The following is a 17,162-nucleotide window of genomic DNA, read 5'->3' as shown; positions in this document are numbered from 1 at the left end:
GTGATAATCAATTTTGTCTTTTAAAAAAGGTCGCATTGAGCGACCTTTTTTATGTCTATTTCAGAGTGTGGAAACCTGAATAGATGCGAGTAAAGGTCGTGAACCAGCAGGCTGTGCCAAACAGGTATGCAATGATGGCAAAGTGCTGCGGGAAAAGACAAAACGCAATGAAACACGCTATGGTTTCAGTGCCCTCAGTCAGCCCACTCATATAGTAAAGGGATTTGTTTTTATAAATAGGATTCTCAATTCCACGTTTCCCTGCCATGACGGCAAAAGCAAGAAAGCTGCAGCCAGTACCAATGAATGAGAAAATGAGAAAGGCGCCCGCAACTGCGTTTTGCTCTGGATTAGCAACCACAAAGCCAAATGGGATCAGAGAATAAAACAGGAAGTCGAGGCTGATATCGAGAAATCCACCTGCATCTGTGATGCCCTGACGCCGAGCTAACGCGCCATCCAAACCATCAAATACTCGGTTCATAACGATGAACACAAGTGCCAGCTCGTATTGCTCAAAGTACAGAGCAGGAAACGCCAGACACCCAAGAAGAAAACCACTTACCGTCGTTTGGTTCGCGGTCACACCGAGTTTATCTAATCCGGCGGCTGTAATAGCCAAAGGGGAGCGAATGACTTTGATACTGAACCGATCAAGCATGATGAGTCTCCCACGGCCAACTTAATACCCGTCCATTCTCAGGAACATCATCCCTGTCATGCGTGACCATCAGAGTAGGAATGTTGGCTTCTGCCAGTTGAGCGATGACCCAGTCACGAAACTGTGTTCTAAGTTCTTTATCCAGTTTGCTAAATGGTTCATCTAACAGCGCCAGTTTAGGCTTAGCCAACAGCATCCTGAGCAAGCTGACACGAGCACGTTGGCCGCCGGAGATCTGGTCAGGAAATGAATCTGCGAGTTGTGATAGCTCAACCTTGTTCAATGCAACCATGGCTTGGTGGCGTCTTTCATCGCCTTTGATTGAGTTAGGAAGGGCAAAAGCGAGGTTCTGCCACACGTTTAGGTGTGGAAACAGCAAATCATCCTGAAACAGAATTCCAACTTGTCGCTGATGAGGTTCAAGTTCAGCCAAGTTAATGCCATTCAGTAGCACGCGCCCGGAATGGACAAACTCGCTACTCATATGTCCTGCAATCAAGCTTAACAAGGTTGATTTTCCGCATCCACTGGGGCCCATTAGACAAACAACTTCCTGCGCTGAAACGGATATATTCAAATCAGAAAAGAGGGCTTCACCGCTGGTTTTATGGATGGCGAGGCTTTCTAGAGACAGCGTCATGCTTAAGGGCATCCTTGTTCGTTTGTTTTTGATAATCAGGTTGTCGCAATGCGAATCTGCCAATAAGGATGGCAGAGACAAAGAAAACAAATGGCAAGATGGCTTGCCAAATCGCGTAGATGGCAGTAACGCGTCGATCGAAGCCACTTGAAAGAGCTACGGCTTCCGTGGTCACGGTTGCAATCCTGCCCCCACCGAGCATGAGAGTCGGTAGATATTGCGCCAAGCTCACACTGGCTCCGACAGCCCAAGCGTACAAGATGGCTGGTAGCAGCAACTTAACCTTAATATGAAAAAAGACAAAGAGGGGCGTTTTGCCAAGGCTTAATGCCGCTCGAGTATAGTTGTTGTCATAGCTTCGCCATGGGCCATCGAGTGCTAAGTACACAAATGGGAAAGCAAAGAATACATGTGACCAGATGACCCAGGTGTAATAGGCATCACCAGACAAGTAGAGCGTGGTTATCTGGATACCAAATAAGATAGAAAGCTGCGGGATAAGCATAGGTAAAGCAATGACATAACCTGGCAAGTGTAAGCGAAAACGGATACGACTTTCCTGAGCCACCACGCCCAATATCAAAGCAAAACAAGCGGTAACGGCGGCAATGATCAAACTTTGGTTAATCGTTGGTAATATATTGAGCCACTCATTGATCCAAAAGCGGTCGCTATATCGGGTAGGGATAAGGTCCGGAAAGCGCCATCGATGAGCGAAGCTCCAGATCAACATCAGTGGAAACATAATGCCGGCTAAAATGGCCGAAAAGGTAAATAGCGTTTTCCCGGGAAGGCTAAACCCTCTTCGACCTGAGTATTGCCACTGACCAAAATGGCCGACGAGAAGCTTTTCGACCAGTACGATTAAGACTAAAAGTAAACTTGCTAACACAAATAACATGACCGCGCCTGATGCCGCACGAGGTATCAGTGATAAGTCGGGGTCATTAAACCACTGCCATACTAAAACGGCCAAAGTAGGTGGATTGGTTGGACCCAAGATCAAACTCAAATCGACCACTGAAACGCCATAAGCCATCACGGCAAACAAAGCGAAGCGCATTCTTACCAACCAAAGAGGGAAGACCGCCTTCCACCACATTTGTGTGGGTGAATACCCTAAAGAAGTGCTGACTTGATACAGCTTGTCGATTTTAATCTGCTGCAAAACGGGAATGCTCATGAGCAGTAAAAATGGCACTTCTTTAAATGAAAGTGCCATGGCTAACCCCAGCGCATAAGGGTCATGCACTAACCAAGTTGCTTCATGTGTGTCTACGTCAATACCTAAGGTTTGAGCCAACATACGTGCAACCATACCTGTAGGAGCGAACAGAAAAGCAAATCCAATCGCGAAAGCGACGTGAGGCATTGCTAGCAAGGGTGAAAGTAGTGCTTCAACTTTTCGCCAATGGCGGTCTAACCAAAGGCTTTGAAGAATCGCAAAGCAGATTAAACAAGAAAGATAAGTACTGGTTATGGAGCTGAGTAAAGTGAGACCAATGGAGTGCTCAATCCCCGGCCATTCGAAAAACTGCTGATAGCTGCTGAGTGAGAAATCGAACAGGCCGACAGGAGGAACGTAGCCAAATGATGAAAGCAATACACCAACTAATCCGGGGATTGTTGGCGCAATGCAAAGCAAAATTAATACTATGTACGCAGCTCTTAACATCTGGCTCTCGTAACCTAATGATTGTTCTTAATTACCGTAGCGTTTTTGCCATTCTGTTTCCAGAGCAGCCTGCCAGCTTGGATGTGGTTCGGCAACGGATTTAAACAACGTTGTTTTCTTTGCACTTTCTGTCAGGTATTGATTTTGAAGTACGGATGGGTCGCCCCAGATAGACAAATCGCCTTTGCGTGATTGAGCTTCAGGGCTCAATAGGAAGTTAATCGCGACTAATGCACCTTCTGTCGCGTTCGCATTCCATGGAATCGCTAGGAAATGAATGTTCGACAAAGCGCCGCCATCCATTGCGTAAACAGTGGTAGTCTCAGCCAGATTACCGTTCGCTTGTGCTGAATAAACTGAGTTTGGATTAAATGTGATGGCTAAGTCCAATTGCCCATCGTCAAGCAATTGCACTGTTTCAGCAGAGCTTGCTGGGAATTGTTTGCCTTGGCGCCATGCGACTTTGTGAAATTCGTCTAGGTATTTCCACAAAGGCGCAGTGACGGCATTGAAATCCACCTGTTCAACGGGTTTGGCTAAAGACGGATCATTGGCGGTCAGTTCAATTAATACGGCTTTAAGAAAGCTGGTGCCATGGAATGCGGGTGGGCGAGGGTAGCTCAATTTGTTCGGAAATGCTTTAGCATAGCTGAGCATTTCAGCATACGATGCTGGAGGGTTGTTGAGCGTCATTTTATCGTGAATGAATACTAACTGGCCTACCCCCCAAGGTGCTTCTAATCCTTCGGTAGGCTCTGAGAAATCACTATCAACGGGTAAGGATTTATCGACTTGTTGCCAACTTGGTAAACGTTCGACGAAAGGACCGAAAAGCAATTGGTTGTTCTTCATTGATTTGAAGTTCTCACCATTGATCCAAACCATATCGACACTGCCGCCAGTGTTCTTTCCAGCCGCTTTCTCCGCAATCAAGCGTGTTGTGGTTTCGGCGATATCAGTGACTTTGACATGTTTTAGTGTCACGCCATATTGTGATTGCAACTGTTTATCTGCCCAGCGCAGATAGTTGTTGATTTCTTGACTGCCACCCCAAGCATGGAAGTATACGGTTTGTCCTTTTGCTTTCTCTGTTACTTGCTGCCAATTGTCTTGTGCTGTTACTCCAACAGACAGAAGTACAGTGGAGATGAGAGTGATCAGCCTTTTCATGGTTGTCCTTACCCTTTGAATGAATCTATAAGTTTTGTGATAGACCGTGCTATCCATGTTTTTCATTCATTATGACTGAAAAAATTTAATTTTTTTATGTATTTGAAGGAATTGTAGGCGGGTTGTATGAGATTTGTTCTCTTTTTCTACGGGCAACAAAAAAGCAGTCATAATTGACTGCTTTGGTTTCTAGTTGTGGGTGATTAGTTTTTCCAATCACTTAGCTTGAAAGTCAGAGTATGAAGGTCATTTTTTAGTACCATACCTTCATTGGTCAGGGACATGTCGCTCCATTCAGCGAGTGTTTTCGAGAATGACTGCTCTAAATCCATCGCGTCACCCATACACATCTTCATCGTCATGCCCATTTTCTCAATACGGAACTGATTATCTTTGAGCTCAGCCTGACCGAAGAAGTTGTTACAACCTGCGTTACCGTTAGCCATCATGTTCTCGCCCAATTCTAGGCGTGGTCGTTTTTGGTGACCTTCCGCTTTTACTTCTTTTCCATCAATACTAACCAGTTCCCAGTTATGATGCTGAAGATCTTTAACTGTTATTTGCTTCACATCGCCTCCATTGCTCGCGCAAGCCGTCATGACAAACGGTAGGGTGACAGCTGCAAGTAATGTTTTTGGACTAAACTTCATAGTAATGAACTCCGAAATATAGAAACGTTAATCGACACTTAGTCGACTTTAATGGCACAAAGTATAGGTTATAAAACACTGTTTTTGTCAGGTTAAGGTCATAGTTTGTTTACAGTCACATAATGAAAGTTATTGAATTTTATTTAATTATAGATGCAATAAAGTAGTGATGGGTGCTTAACGCGTAGCTGAGAAAACTATGAAGAGGCACAGATGGAGCAGCTAGAATTTTTTGTCGTCCCTAGCCCATGTGTAGGTGTATGCACAGTAGATGAAAAAGGCTACTGTAAGGGCTGTATGCGTAAGCGTGAAGAACGCTTTAATTGGCTGACTTTTACCCCTGCCGAGCAACTGCACATTATTAAACTTTGTCGGCAGCGTTATCGTCGAAAAATGCTAGGCTCTAGAATAGAGCAGCAAGCGGAGTCCGATCCGAAAAGCCCTCAGCAAGATCTCTTTTAACTGCTTTAAACATGCTCAATAAACAGGAAAGCGAGAAATGTTCCCTCTCGCTTATAGTCCTAACCTTACGGGTTACTTTAATCCCCACTTGTCACTTACCCACCCCCCGACATGATCGTCGAAGTGGTTGCCACTAAAGCGATAATTTTTTTCTTCATGCAGCTCAGACTCAGATTTGGAGTCTAATAGTTGTTGGATATAGTTGGCCATGGGATCACCGCAGCTCAGCCGCTCTTGCCGGGTGGCAACTTCTTTTATTAATTGCAGACGGTAGGAATTGCTTGCGCGCTTCATTGGGTGATCCTCCTTGGTTATGACACTAATATGAAAAGTTAGAAGGCGATTGGATAAGCGTCAATGCAAGATCACAGTTTTAAAGATTATATATCTTTTATTTGTTGGATAAATGGCCGGCTTTAGGTGAATTATTTTAATAATCGATAGGCACTTAGCGGTTTTTATCCATCTTATGATTCAATATCGGTGTCATAAAAACTTCATTTATTCGTGCTATGCCCATTATGCAACTAGAGTGTTATCAAGTTGATGGGCTAGATTACGTGAGCAGATGTTTCAATGACTTAGACCCCGCATTGCGAGGTCTAAGGAGTCGTTACCCTGCTGAAGGGAAGGTTACGGTTTAGCTTGGCAGGTTTGTTGAGTCACTATTTCGTCAACCATTAATTGACCGCGGCTGTTACGCATCTTCAATCGATAGCTCAACCCGACATCCAAATTGTTTTTGGTATCGGGATTCGTACAGTAACTGTTGATGCTGTGGCGAAGCACTTGCTGGATGGGTTTAGCACCTCTAGCATCTTGATTGTATACCATCATAATTTCTATCATGGTGCCTTTCGCAGTGGCTCTCATAATAGAAAGCGGGCCAGCTTCCATTGGCAGTTCTGAGGCCAGCAGACTGGCTCGGTTGCTTGCGAGCAGCTCCAGTTCTCTTTGCTTGTCTCCTTCCGGTGACGCACATCCTGCCAAAAGAACGGCAGAAAGCACACCTAACGCAATCTTCATTCTCATCTTAAAATACTTTCTTGAAAGGTTTGACGATCACTTTCTCGTAGACACCTGCTTCGATATACGGATCCGCATCAGCCCAGTTTTGAGCTTGTTCAAGAGAATCAAACTCAGCAATAACGGTAGAGCCTGTAAAACCCGCTTCGCCAGGATTGTCCGAATCAATAGCTGGCATTGGGCCTGCGGTAAGCAGTCGGCCTTCGTTTTGAAGTGTTTGAAGGCGCTCTAGATGAGCAGGGCGCGCACTTAAACGTTTTTCCAGTGAGTTTTCAACGTCTTGAGAGAAAATTACATACCACATGTATTGATGTCCTTATAATGAATAAGCGACAGCGCAGCCGCTTATTGTGTGATTAGCCTAACTCTACAGAATGTAACAGCTTTTTAAAGACTTTCTGACAGCAAAGTGTGAGATTAGTTTTGTTTGATTGGACGAGGTTTCCCCTCAGTGTCGATGGCCACATAGTTGAACGTCGCATCACACACCATGAAGCGATCTTCTATCCCGTGCTCTTTGACAGGTTTTACCCAGACTTCAAGATCAATACTCATCGATGTGCGGCCAATCTTGGTACATTCACCGTAGCAGCAGACAACATCGCCAACCTTAACTGGCTTTTTGAACGTAATACTTGAAACAGACACAGTGACAATCCGTCCACCCGATATTTCTTTTGCCAGAATGCCACCTGCTAAATCGAGCTGTGACATGATCCAGCCACCAAATATATCACCATTTGCATTGGTGTCTGCAGGCATGGCAAGGGTGCGTAAAAGCATTTGTCCACGAGGGGAAGTGATTTCATTACTCATTTTGACATCCATAAAACTAAACAGCGGCCAATCCGGCCGCTGTAATACCCCAATGGGGAAAAATTAGTGTGGATTATATCAAAAACGCTTGGTTAGTCACCAGGGTCGGCTTCGGGCTTGTCTTTTGGCAGATGTTTGTAGATGTAGATACCGGTCAGCAAGGTAAAACCAAATGTTGCTGCAAGTAGACCAAAGACTTTGAAATTGACCCACACATCAAGTGGTAGCTCAAACGCAACATACACATTGAGTCCTGCACAGATAGAAAAGAATACAACCCACGCCCAAGTTACCTTTGCCCATACTGTATCGGGTAGACTAATCTCTTTGCCAAGCATGCCTTTTATGGCGGATTTGCCAATGGCGTGGCTGACGGCAAGGCCGATTGCGAAGACCATATATACGATGGTAACTTTCCACTTAATGAAATTGTCATCGTGTAGGAATATGGTTAGGCCACCAAAAAAAGCCACCATCAAAAAGGTGACAAGCTGCATTTTTTCAACTTTTTTGTATAGGGCGTAGGTAACGATTATTTGAATTGCTGTCGCTACGATGAGAGCGCCTGTAGCCACGTAAATGTCGTGCATTTTATACAGGACAAAAAAGATAATGAGTGGAATAAAATCAATCAGTTGTTTCATTGTAAAGCTTGTAGATTGCGAAGTTGCCTTCAGTGTAACCAAATCTGAACAATTCACAAAGGCTTAAGCAGTACTCGCTTTAACAGTTCAAGGCCAGCAATATATTGCTGGCCTTGAACTGTAGGCTAAGAGTGCATTTCGAGGCGTCGAATCAAGGGTTTGATGTCTTCTAAGTAGCCTTCGTTTTTCAGGTTGGTGACGGCAACTTCGAGTTCTTCATTAGTCATGGCAAAACAGCTGGATTTGCCGGTCATGTAATTGAGATAATCATGGTACTCGTGTTCGGTAAAATGACCTATGCGATCGACTAACAAGCTTTTAATGCCATGATGGATAAGGCGATAATAAGTATGACGATGAATTTCCATAAGCTGCCTCTCTTATCTATGCCAGCCTGACAACATTCTCAGGCTGAGAAAGTAGCGAAGACAAAACATCGCCACTTTTTTATTCATAGTTCTCTAGAAGCATAATGAATGCCACAACCAACTTGAATTAGGTTGTAGCCAACTTTCATCATGTATATTAAACAGTTAGTGAATCAAATCTCGGTGTCAAATTTCAAACACAAGTATAACGTCATAAAGAAAGATAACCGTTTTATTTATTCACGACTGAGCGATACGCAAACTGCGAGTCGTTTTGAAACTACGGAAATGTTATTGCATTGTAGTAGGCAAAGCCGATATCAGTATCTGATTGAGCGCTTGCTTTGACGTCGGTTTGGATAAACGCCCGTCCATAAGTTCGCTGATTCTTTTCAGTTCTTTTTCTCCCGATTCACCTGATAGAGCAATGATTGGGAGAGATGGGTGTGAACGCTTGATTAGAGTAGCGGCTTCAAATCCATCCATTACCGGCATTTGTATATCCATAAAGACGAGATCAATTGGGTTATTCTGAACCATCTCAACTGCGATTTTTCCGTTATTTGCCAGTAGGACGTTGTAACCCAGCTGCTCAAGGTAAAGCTTAGCGAGTGAAAGCTGAACTCGTTTGTCGTCTACGACAAGGATTAGAGGTTTATCTGGGTTAGTTGTTGGTGTTAATTCTGAAGTAGGGGGGAGTGTTGGCAAAGTACCTACATTGCCTGAGGTCACAACCGATTCATTGATTTGACACTCTTCCACTTTATCTGAAGTAACAGGAAAATTCAGATAGAACGTTGTATATTCACCAATTTTCGAGTCGCATCGAATAGAGCCGCCAAAGGCTTTCATTACTCTCTTACAGTATCCCAACCCTAGACCACTGCCGCCACTCTTATTGTGGCTGAAAAAATCGTCGAATATACGTGCTAGATAGGTTTGAGGAATTCCTGGACCTGTATCTGTAAACATTACAGTGTTTCTATTTTGCCCTTTTTCAGTGCGAATAGTGATAATGCTCTCTGGGTAAGATTCAAAATAATAAACAGCGTTGCGTAGTAGGTTAAACATGACAAAGTTGAACAGAGTGTTGTTAATCTCTACGATGAAATCGTCTCTTGTCTCGAGCATTACCCTGCTTCTTAGCGAATCATCGTCAAACCCGTATTGATTAACCGCTGAGGTCACAGCTGAAGTAATGGAACAAGCAGTCGCTGGTTCTTGATCGAGAGATGTGTTGTCAATTTCCCTTAAAATAATATCGATGAGTTGTTTGCCTCTAGCTATCGCTTGTTTACCACTACCAACATGGGACGCGAGATCTTGATAGGATTGCCTTCCATCTATTTTTTGCGCGAGATTTTCGAACTCCAACTGAACTTGGGTTAGAGGGTTACGCATTTCATGAGCTATAGAGTTCGCTAATGCCTGTGATTGGCGTACTTTTTGTTCGTACGTGATATGAAGTTGAACTTTTTGAAGCACATGCTCCAGCGCTGATAGTTCTTCATAGGAAAAATAAGCTCCTTCGGATTTCGAGCTCGAAACGAGAACATGGGACAGATCTTTATTATTATCGTAAATTGGTAAGACAAGAGCTGATTGAGTCTCTTTCATATTACGATGTACGAGATTGAGTGTAGTATCGCTGGTCTGTGCAATTCTTTCCTCAACTTCATCTATCACCAACGGAGTGCTTTGTTTCTCGAAGTAATGCTGATAGACGTTCGCACCTTGATAGTTGTCTAAGAGACGGAGTTTCCCTTTAGGAACTCCGAGATATTTAGCGAGTTTTACCATGGCTTGGGTTGGTGATTTGTGAAAGTCCTCTTCGAGGAGAGCTATTTTGGCTACTGGAGATAGTGATTCACCATAGAACAATTTACAGCTTGTTAGTTGAATCGTTTTATAAACCTTTGGCCAAGATACTCCGATTATTAGAGCAACTAATGCAAGTTCCGAGATACTTGTGTTTTCAAATGAATAGAATGAGGAGATAAAGCCCGCATAGGCAAATGCGGTTATCGTAAAACTTGTCATAATGTAGCTAATGTATCTAGGGCTATAAAATCTAGAGGTTAGTATTGCGTAGCCCATGAACAGAACTTCTCGGACAGATAATGTTGGAGGTAGCCAAGTTAGTGAGAAATCGTCAAAGAACAAAGTGAATCCGAGCTGTATAATCACGGTTGAAAGCATGAATATTGTCATTCCCCAAATCATGTAAATTACACGAGTTCTTCGAATTAGATTGGGATTGTTCTTTAAAGATATTAGGTTCACTAGCGTGAGTGTGACTAAAATAGCAAGCCCCAAAAAAAATGGTTTAGTGTATGGGCCGAAATCTAGCTCAAAGTCGCTTGGGCCTATAATACTTATTCCACGCACAGTTAATCCGGGTATCAGATTGCATGATACGGCGAATATTATTGTGATTACAACAACAGCACTTTGCCAATGTCCAATAGATTTTTGAGCGTAAAAGTTATGTAGTTTTGCCGAAAATAAATACGCAGAAACAAATGCAACGAGGGTGGCTAAGTTAGCGATGATTGCCACGTTTACTGCAGCACTATTACCAAATGCTTTAAGAAGATCTGTATGAAAATAACTGTTACTGATAATCCATACAAATAACCCCGCCATGTAAAGAATGTAATAGTAATAAAGCCGCATACCATCTTTTCCATAGCGTTTGATTATCGCTGAGCAAAAGTATACAGCCCATATCAATAAAGACAGCGCTGCACCAATCAGTACCATAGCTTTAGGGTATGAAACCTGGTCTAACATATAGCTGAACATAATGTTCCGATTTCACCAATTTCTGACGTCGTTTTATTAAATTAAATATCGTATTTTATAATCACCCTAGCTCGCTATTTATAGTGTTCCATTCAAACCTTTTATTTATTAAGCCATATATAGTTCGATGAATTATGTCTGGTCGCGATATCTTTTTGGGTATTATGTGTTATAAATTTATAATTATCTTCTTTTCTAAAGTCGTTTATTGATTGAATTGATATTTACATAAGCTGTTACTTTGGGTTTGAAAATTGAAGCAATATTGTTTACCCGATAAAAATATTTTTGCAACCTGTTTTTATTCGTGTTCAGATCTAGTCCCATTTTTAATCGAAAAGTATTTACTAATTTTATTCCTTGTTGTTTTAGATTGATTCAATACTGCATCATAACTTTAAATTTGATTAATGAGCCGATTTAAACTTAGAGCGGTAAAAAACTAGCTCTTGCTACCGCTCTCGCTTAATGGGCGTCTTTCTTAATGCGTAGTTACAGGTAAAGAAGAAGTAAGCATTTGGTTTAAAGCCTGCTTAGTGGTAGGTTTAGAGAGTCGTCCATCCATCAATTCACTTATCAGATTAAGTTCACGCTCTCCTGATTCACCAGACAGAGCAATTATTGGTATGGTTGGATAGGAACGTTTTATTATGCTTGCTGCTTCAAAACCATTCATAACAGGCATCTGTATATCCATAAAAACAAGGTCAATTGGGTTACTATGGATTATTTCTATTGCCACTTTTCCATTGTTTGCCAAAACAACATCATAACCTAGTTGCTCTAGATATAGCTTAACAAGCGAGCGTTGAATCTCTTTATCATCAACAACTAGGATTAAGTGATTATCAGATTTATCAATACTGTGAGTTAAGCTACTTATAAAACTATTTTTATCCTCTACCAGTTCTTCGTGTAAATAAGGAGAACAGCCTTGAACGGACTTTACTGGTGGCGCAATCGATATTGATGGGAACGATAGATGGAACTCGGTATAATAGCCTAGCTGAGAGTAGCAGCGTATCGAACCTCCAAACGCTCTCATAACACGCTGGCAATATCCTAATCCTAGCCCACTACCACCACTCTTGTTGTGGCTAAAGAAGTCATCAAATATACGTTTGGTTAAATGTTCTGGAATGCCGGGGCCTGTATCTCTGACAATAACATAATTTTCATATTTACCCGCAATGGTTCGTACTTCAATAGTACTGTCTGGGTAAGAGTCAAAATAGTAAATGGCATTACGCATTAAGTTAAACAAAACGAAGTTAAACAAGGTGTCATTTATTTTCACTACAAAATCTTGGTCGATATTGAGAATAACGCGTTTCTTAATCTTATCATCTTCAAAGCCATATCGCTCTACTGCTGTACGTATAACAGGTTGTATTGAAGTCGATATCGCAGGCTCCTGTTCCAAAGAAGAATCACTTACTTCTCTTAATATAATATCTATAAGTTGTTTTCCCCGCTCAATCGCATTTTTACCATCCAATACATGCCTATTAAGTTCATCACGCGAGGTACCATTACCTAATTTGAGTGCAAGGCTTTCAAACTGAAACTGAACTTGAGCGAGTGGATTTCTCATTTCGTGAGCAATGGAATTTGCTAATGCTTGAGATTGTCTTACCTTTCTGTCGGCATTGATGTATCCCTGTACTTTTTTTAGTACAGACTGTAAGGCTTGGATCTCTTCACTGAAGAATAAGCGGCCATCACTTTTCTTACGTGCAACTAACAGATGCGACATATTGTTTGTATGATCGTATATAGGAAGAACCATAGCAACATTGTCTGCACTCATTTTCTTATATAGTTTTGATAGAGAATGAGCGACGTTTTTACTAGGAACAGGCAAAGATTCTTCAATTTCTTCATAGATTAGAACACTTCCAGCTCCTTTCAAGTGAGACGTATAAAGTGTTTCATCTTGAATGTTTGACAATAGCTGTAAGGAAGTTTCATTTACCCCCAAAATTGCTGCCACTTTTCTCAACGCTTGATTGGTCGAAACCTGAAATTCATTTTCTAATTGATAGAGCTTATCTTGTGGTGAATATGCATCATTAAACACAATTCTGCTCGCTAATCGGCTACACGAACCTATTAGTGGTTTCCAACTGATTCCCGTAATAGTTATAAACAGTAACCCAACTAAAACTATGTTCTCTGTTTCAAGTACACGAATAACAAATAGTGTAGGGAACAAGAGCACAGTAACAGCTAGGGTAATTGCTGATAGTCGATGTATTATATGTCGGCTACTATAGAAGCGAGATGTAATCAGTGCATACCCCATTAATAACATTTCCGTGATGGAAAGTGCTGGCGGTAGCCATGCTAAAGAAAAGTCCTCAAATAACATTGGAACGACAACATGAATCGCAAGCGTGGATAGCATGAAAACACCTATACCGAATAGCATGTATAGCGATTTGAGCTGCTGGAGTGGCTTTGCGTTACGTGCGTATCGAATTACGTTTTTAAACGACAGCAATATTAATACCATAACGGTCAGGAAGAAATAGTTGGTTCCCTCACCAAAATGAATGTTAAACATTCCCACATTATCAATCGTAATACCACGTATCATGGAATGATTACCGATATTAGCTAAGAGTACGATTGCAGAAACAGTACATAAAAAGGCTATTTCTCTCCAAGAACCTTCGCCTTCTTTCTTCGCGAGCATTAAACACACTAGGTATGCATTAGCAAATGCAAGATAAGATGTGACATTTGCAAACAAAGCCATCCCTATAGCAACGTTACTCCCCCAGCTAACTAAATACGGAGAGTAGAAAAAAGCGTTGCTTAAAGTCCAACCTAGAATTGATAGGGAATAGCATAAATAAGGTAATTTTATCTTTCTTAGCTGGACGCTGTTACTGCGATTAGCGGTTTTTGCAAAGTAAATACTCCAAGTAAGAACAATTGAAGCAACAACAAAAAGCAGCAGAAATGCTGGGTGGATCTGGATATTTGTAAGCAAATCAGGCATCGCTTTTTTCCAAAGTCATGATTTTTTGCCTAGCCATAGACTTATATCGCTTAAAGTTGATATATGAATATTGACGGTTAAATTCTTTTACAAGCCACATGCCTCTATAGGTTGGACACTCGCCTTGATTAATGCCGAAGCTACCGCAGTGAACGTATGCGTTACCTTCTAGCTGGGCGTAAAAGTTTAACAGCCACGGGTTATTAATAATTGTATAAGCACAACCATAGTCAGATTGGGCCAATTGCTTTGCCATTTGTTTCTGAGCCAAATAGAGAAGATAGAGTTGCTGAATTTGATTACCGCATACAGTTAACCTAAGTATCTCACATCGCTTGTATGAAGAGTTAGCTTTTGCCATACAATCTGAATCAAACTGCTCTAGAGTTGGTAGATTGTTAGAAAGCCCGTTAAAAACTCCCGTTTTGTTCAAGCTATCAATTGCTTCTTTCGAGATAAGCAGTGACCATCTTTCATGCTGAAAAAAGGGACTAAAGCTAAGCCACCGATGTTTGTGCTGCCAGTCTGTGATCATGGCTGATGAACATAGGCAAGGATACTTGTTTTCACCTGACTTATGAAACATAACGAAATGTTGACCAGATGAAGAATGTTCCATAAGAAAAAGGAGCTCGTACCACTTTTGCTTGATGACAAATAATTCGATATTTGAGAGCAAGATGGCATCACTTAATCGATAGAGGCCGTCATCAAATGGGACAGAAACGATTTGTGGATCTTCTGATATTTCTTCGATCAGGTCACTGTAATACTCAATGTCACTATAACTTAACTTAGGAGTATCTGTGAGAGCACTCAATTGTTTAGATCTCAATTTATGGCGTTCTACTTGTGCCCATAGCAACGGTAAAGATTCAAAGTGTTTTAATGCAACTTGTTCTAAAAAAAACTTTAGCTCCTCAGTCAGATCTCCAGTAACTGGTTTTTTCCTTGTAAAGAAAGCGTATTCATCAGTTCCTAATAGTGTATTTAGATCTTTAAGTTTCAAGTCCGAACGTACTTGTAGTACTTGGAACTTTCTTTTGCTAATGAGTGCCCCAAGTATTTCTGCATGTTGTGGTGTATCTGCAATTTTGTGTAAAAGCTCTTTAGATTGAGCTCTAGATAGCATGTCTTCCTGTAAAAAAGAAGACAGCATTTCTATAATATTCATGTTCTGATTGCCAACAATAGTTTAGATTATTTATTTATTTATTTTTTTGTCAATATTTAAATACTAACTTCCATATTCTAAACATTTATTGACTTGGAGAATAAATGCGCAGTTCACGTTATTAATATAAATGTTTGTCAATTGATTGTGTCTTGCTCGGTGTGTACAAGTAATGGTGCATTGGACTGTAAAAAACCTATTAGATGCTGGTGTGAATATTTCTTTTGTGAACGTTTTTAATGACTTTACATTCAGCTAGTTAGAGAAAACTAAAAACGAAAGTGTTGTTTTATTATTCTTCTATTCTTTACAGTGAGCATATAAAGTTATGCTGCAGTGTTATTTGATAAGAATCCATATGCACAAAAGCATATCTAACAGACTGAATTCGCTATCATGTTAAGCGTAAGAAAATTTTTTGCCAATAAATTCAGGCTCTAATACTGATGGTTCTGATTTTTATGAGTTAATTATCTGAAAAATAAAGATTTTTTGAACTAACAGCTTAGTCGGCATGTTTGTTTTAGGTCATATATCTATTTGTTTTTAATGATTAATTTGCCTTCAATTAATAAAAAAGTTGGCGAAAATCAGAAGGTTGGCATACACTTTCCCAAGTAAAGCCGATATGTTGTTGATTGGCTGGGCAAAATGCTTTGGCGCTGCCAACTCGGCAGCATTGTTTAACACAGCTTTGAGGAAAGTTTTATGGCGCTCACAAAGGCCGATTTGGCTGAAAACCTGTTTGAGAAGCTCGGATACAGTAAACGGGATGCCAAGGAAACGGTTGAGGCGTTTTTCGAAGAAATTCGTAAGGCACTAGAGAGTGGCGAACAGGTAAAACTGTCTGGATTTGGTAACTTTGATCTTCGAGAAAAAAACGAACGTCCAGGTCGAAACCCAAAGACGGGTGAAGACATTCCAATCAGTGCTCGTCGCGTTGTCACCTTCCGCCCGGGGCAGAAACTAAAAGCCCGTGTAGAAAATGCCAAGGTAGAAGGCTAACAAGCACGCGTTTGTCAGTTGAAACCGATAGAATTCTAGAAGACGGATTTGTCTATAATTCGTCTTCTAGTTATTTATAAAAAATACCCAAGTTAAAAACTTGGGTATTTTTTTGTTGTTTAGTCTCGCTTCCAAAGAACGTGGCAGAACTTATGCTCTGGATCTCGGCTTACCAGTAGGCGGGCGAAAACTTCATCCAAGACATCATTCTCTTCGTTCACTAAGCCAATACGGACTTCCGCATAGATTTCTTTATCGACTTCAAAGCCGACATGACCAGCCCAATCATCGCCAGTTTCAACCAGCTCAGCAGCACCACGGTCGTCAAATTGAGCGGTGAATATAATAACGTCTGCGGTTTCAAGATTATCTGGAGCCATCTCTAGAAAGATGTCATAGGCCGTTTCAATGGCGTCATCATAGGAGATCAGTTCGGACATAATTACGCTCGGCTCATGTATTTACGTTCAGTGGTATTGATAACAATACGGTCACCTGTTGCAATATACTCAGGAACTTGAACTGTCAAGCCTGTCGCGAAACGTGCAGGCTTTGTGCGCGCCGAAGCTGAAGCCCCTTTTATTGATGGGTCAGTTTCTTCGATTACAAGCTCAACAGAAGCGGGAAGCTCTAGTCCTACTGCATTGCCATCCACGACAATCACATGTAAGCCTTGAATTTCTTCTGTAACAAACTGTAGTTCGTCTTCAATTTCTTCTTTCTTGAAGGTGTATTGAGTGTAATCTTCATTATCCATGAAAATGTACTCGTCACCATCCACGTAAGAGAAAGCAACAGCACGTTTAAACATATCTACCGTTTCAACTACGTCGTCTGATTTAAAGCGCTCATCGACACGTCCACCTGTCGCAAGATCAGTACAACGAAGTTTGTAGATTTTTGCGCCGCCGCGTCCACCCGGAGTGGTGACTTCGATATCTTTAATCAGAAGTGTTTTGCCACTAGATTCGATAGCAAAACCTTTTTTAAGCTCACTTGCCCTTGGCATAAAAGTGTTTCCTTAGTGTGAGATGGAATTGTCGTATTATATACATAGTG

Annotated in this window: 18 protein-coding genes; 2 read left to right on the top strand and 16 right to left on the bottom strand. The window is 41.4% G+C overall.

Features of this window, described 5'->3' with window-relative positions; all coding sequences use genetic code 11:
* Nucleotides 1–55 precede the first annotated feature (55 nt).
* The 5 genes from VIC_RS22840 to VIC_RS22820 form a co-directional block, all read right to left on the bottom strand.
* Nucleotides 56–661: a CDP-alcohol phosphatidyltransferase family protein gene (locus VIC_RS22840; protein WP_006962745.1), complete on the bottom strand. Its 606-nt coding sequence runs from the start codon at nt 659–661 to the stop codon at nt 56–58.
* A complete protein-coding gene (locus VIC_RS22835; RefSeq protein WP_006962744.1) occupies nt 654–1,301 on the bottom strand; it encodes an ATP-binding cassette domain-containing protein in 648 nt (215 codons plus the stop codon). Before VIC_RS22835 ends, VIC_RS22840 begins: the two co-directional genes overlap by 8 nt.
* Nucleotides 1,267–2,976, bottom strand: a complete 1,710-nt coding sequence (locus VIC_RS22830; RefSeq protein ID WP_006962743.1) for an ABC transporter permease — start codon at nt 2,974–2,976, stop codon at nt 1,267–1,269. The genes VIC_RS22835 and VIC_RS22830 overlap by 35 nt, the downstream gene beginning before the upstream one ends.
* A 27-nt stretch (nt 2,977–3,003) precedes the next feature.
* On the bottom strand, nt 3,004–4,146 hold the full coding sequence (locus VIC_RS22825) for an ABC transporter substrate-binding protein (RefSeq protein ID WP_006962742.1): 1,143 nt from the start codon (nt 4,144–4,146) through the stop codon (nt 3,004–3,006).
* Nucleotides 4,147–4,349: 203 nt separating this feature from the next.
* Nucleotides 4,350–4,796 (bottom strand): META domain-containing protein, encoded by a 447-nt coding sequence (locus tag VIC_RS22820; protein ID WP_006962741.1) that lies wholly within the window; start codon nt 4,794–4,796, stop codon nt 4,350–4,352.
* 213 nt (nt 4,797–5,009) lie between these two features.
* On the opposite strand from VIC_RS22820, the gene VIC_RS22815 reads away from it, so the two are divergent.
* A complete protein-coding gene (locus VIC_RS22815; RefSeq protein ID WP_006962740.1) occupies nt 5,010–5,258 on the top strand; it encodes a DUF1289 domain-containing protein in 249 nt (82 codons plus the stop codon).
* A 72-nt stretch (nt 5,259–5,330) separates the two neighbouring features.
* Here the strand turns inward: VIC_RS22815 and VIC_RS22810 are convergent, their stop codons facing one another.
* From VIC_RS22810 to VIC_RS22770, 9 genes are all read right to left on the bottom strand, one after another.
* Nucleotides 5,331–5,552 (bottom strand): hypothetical protein, encoded by a 222-nt coding sequence (locus VIC_RS22810; RefSeq protein WP_006962739.1) that lies wholly within the window; start codon nt 5,550–5,552, stop codon nt 5,331–5,333.
* Between the two features lie 339 nt (nt 5,553–5,891).
* The gene (locus VIC_RS22805) at nt 5,892–6,284 is read right to left on the bottom strand and encodes a GspS/AspS pilotin family protein (protein WP_006962738.1); all 393 of its coding nucleotides are present in this window, start codon (nt 6,282–6,284) and stop codon (nt 5,892–5,894) included.
* 7 nt (nt 6,285–6,291) lie between these two features.
* The gene (locus VIC_RS22800) at nt 6,292–6,588 is read right to left on the bottom strand and encodes a YciI family protein (protein WP_006962737.1); all 297 of its coding nucleotides are present in this window, start codon (nt 6,586–6,588) and stop codon (nt 6,292–6,294) included.
* Nucleotides 6,589–6,701: 113 nt separating this feature from the next.
* A complete protein-coding gene (yciA, locus tag VIC_RS22795; protein WP_006962736.1) occupies nt 6,702–7,100 on the bottom strand; it encodes an acyl-CoA thioester hydrolase YciA in 399 nt (132 codons plus the stop codon).
* A 92-nt stretch (nt 7,101–7,192) separates the two neighbouring features.
* A complete protein-coding gene (locus VIC_RS22790) occupies nt 7,193–7,744 on the bottom strand; it encodes a septation protein A (RefSeq protein ID WP_006962735.1) in 552 nt (183 codons plus the stop codon).
* A gap of 125 nt (nt 7,745–7,869) precedes the next feature.
* A complete protein-coding gene (locus VIC_RS22785) occupies nt 7,870–8,112 on the bottom strand; it encodes a hypothetical protein (RefSeq protein WP_006962734.1) in 243 nt (80 codons plus the stop codon).
* Between the two features lie 291 nt (nt 8,113–8,403).
* Nucleotides 8,404–10,917, bottom strand: coding sequence for a response regulator (locus tag VIC_RS22780; RefSeq protein ID WP_006962733.1), 2,514 nt, complete (start codon nt 10,915–10,917; stop codon nt 8,404–8,406).
* A 481-nt stretch (nt 10,918–11,398) separates the two neighbouring features.
* Nucleotides 11,399–13,924 carry a hybrid sensor histidine kinase/response regulator gene (locus VIC_RS22775; protein ID WP_006962732.1) on the bottom strand — a complete coding sequence of 842 codons (2,526 nt, stop codon included), beginning with the start codon at nt 13,922–13,924 and terminating at the stop codon, nt 11,399–11,401.
* Nucleotides 13,917–15,098, bottom strand: coding sequence for an acyl-homoserine-lactone synthase (locus VIC_RS22770; RefSeq protein ID WP_039952531.1), 1,182 nt, complete (start codon nt 15,096–15,098; stop codon nt 13,917–13,919). The genes VIC_RS22775 and VIC_RS22770 overlap by 8 nt, the downstream gene beginning before the upstream one ends.
* Before the next feature lie 708 nt (nt 15,099–15,806).
* On the opposite strand from VIC_RS22770, the gene ihfA reads away from it, so the two are divergent.
* A complete protein-coding gene (ihfA, locus tag VIC_RS22765) occupies nt 15,807–16,103 on the top strand; it encodes an integration host factor subunit alpha (protein ID WP_006962729.1) in 297 nt (98 codons plus the stop codon).
* A 119-nt stretch (nt 16,104–16,222) separates the two neighbouring features.
* Here the strand turns inward: ihfA and VIC_RS22760 are convergent, their stop codons facing one another.
* The gene (locus tag VIC_RS22760; RefSeq protein WP_006962728.1) at nt 16,223–16,543 is read right to left on the bottom strand and encodes an HI1450 family dsDNA-mimic protein; all 321 of its coding nucleotides are present in this window, start codon (nt 16,541–16,543) and stop codon (nt 16,223–16,225) included.
* Between the two features lie 2 nt (nt 16,544–16,545).
* Nucleotides 16,546–17,112, bottom strand: coding sequence for an elongation factor P-like protein YeiP (yeiP, locus tag VIC_RS22755; RefSeq protein ID WP_006962727.1), 567 nt, complete (start codon nt 17,110–17,112; stop codon nt 16,546–16,548).
* Nucleotides 17,113–17,162 lie beyond the last annotated feature (50 nt).

This window comes from Vibrio coralliilyticus ATCC BAA-450 (genome assembly GCF_000176135.1).
Taxonomy (GTDB): Bacteria; Pseudomonadota; Gammaproteobacteria; order Enterobacterales; family Vibrionaceae; genus Vibrio; species Vibrio coralliilyticus.
The sequence above is the reverse complement of the archived record's forward strand: the minus strand, read 5'-3'. Positions and strand labels throughout refer to the sequence as shown.

What these genes read in the sequence shown, in the direction of transcription:
- VIC_RS22840 (WP_006962745.1), bottom strand. Translation starts at nt 661, where the DNA reads ATGCTTGATCGGTTCAGTATCAAAGTCATTCGCTCCCCTTTGGCTATT.
- VIC_RS22835 (WP_006962744.1), bottom strand. Translation starts at nt 1,301, where the DNA reads ATGACGCTGTCTCTAGAAAGCCTCGCCATCCATAAAACCAGCGGTGAA.
- VIC_RS22830 (WP_006962743.1), bottom strand. Translation starts at nt 2,976, where the DNA reads ATGTTAAGAGCTGCGTACATAGTATTAATTTTGCTTTGCATTGCGCCA.
- VIC_RS22825 (WP_006962742.1), bottom strand. Translation starts at nt 4,146, where the DNA reads ATGAAAAGGCTGATCACTCTCATCTCCACTGTACTTCTGTCTGTTGGA.
- VIC_RS22820 (WP_006962741.1), bottom strand. Translation starts at nt 4,796, where the DNA reads ATGAAGTTTAGTCCAAAAACATTACTTGCAGCTGTCACCCTACCGTTT.
- VIC_RS22815 (WP_006962740.1), top strand. Translation starts at nt 5,010, where the DNA reads ATGGAGCAGCTAGAATTTTTTGTCGTCCCTAGCCCATGTGTAGGTGTA.
- VIC_RS22810 (WP_006962739.1), bottom strand. Translation starts at nt 5,552, where the DNA reads ATGAAGCGCGCAAGCAATTCCTACCGTCTGCAATTAATAAAAGAAGTT.
- VIC_RS22805 (WP_006962738.1), bottom strand. Translation starts at nt 6,284, where the DNA reads ATGAAGATTGCGTTAGGTGTGCTTTCTGCCGTTCTTTTGGCAGGATGT.
- VIC_RS22800 (WP_006962737.1), bottom strand. Translation starts at nt 6,588, where the DNA reads ATGTGGTATGTAATTTTCTCTCAAGACGTTGAAAACTCACTGGAAAAA.
- yciA (WP_006962736.1), bottom strand. Translation starts at nt 7,100, where the DNA reads ATGAGTAATGAAATCACTTCCCCTCGTGGACAAATGCTTTTACGCACC.
- VIC_RS22790 (WP_006962735.1), bottom strand. Translation starts at nt 7,744, where the DNA reads ATGAAACAACTGATTGATTTTATTCCACTCATTATCTTTTTTGTCCTG.
- VIC_RS22785 (WP_006962734.1), bottom strand. Translation starts at nt 8,112, where the DNA reads ATGGAAATTCATCGTCATACTTATTATCGCCTTATCCATCATGGCATT.
- VIC_RS22780 (WP_006962733.1), bottom strand. Translation starts at nt 10,917, where the DNA reads ATGTTCAGCTATATGTTAGACCAGGTTTCATACCCTAAAGCTATGGTA.
- VIC_RS22775 (WP_006962732.1), bottom strand. Translation starts at nt 13,924, where the DNA reads ATGCCTGATTTGCTTACAAATATCCAGATCCACCCAGCATTTCTGCTG.
- VIC_RS22770 (WP_039952531.1), bottom strand. Translation starts at nt 15,098, where the DNA reads ATGAATATTATAGAAATGCTGTCTTCTTTTTTACAGGAAGACATGCTA.
- ihfA (WP_006962729.1), top strand. Translation starts at nt 15,807, where the DNA reads ATGGCGCTCACAAAGGCCGATTTGGCTGAAAACCTGTTTGAGAAGCTC.
- VIC_RS22760 (WP_006962728.1), bottom strand. Translation starts at nt 16,543, where the DNA reads ATGTCCGAACTGATCTCCTATGATGACGCCATTGAAACGGCCTATGAC.
- yeiP (WP_006962727.1), bottom strand. Translation starts at nt 17,112, where the DNA reads ATGCCAAGGGCAAGTGAGCTTAAAAAAGGTTTTGCTATCGAATCTAGT.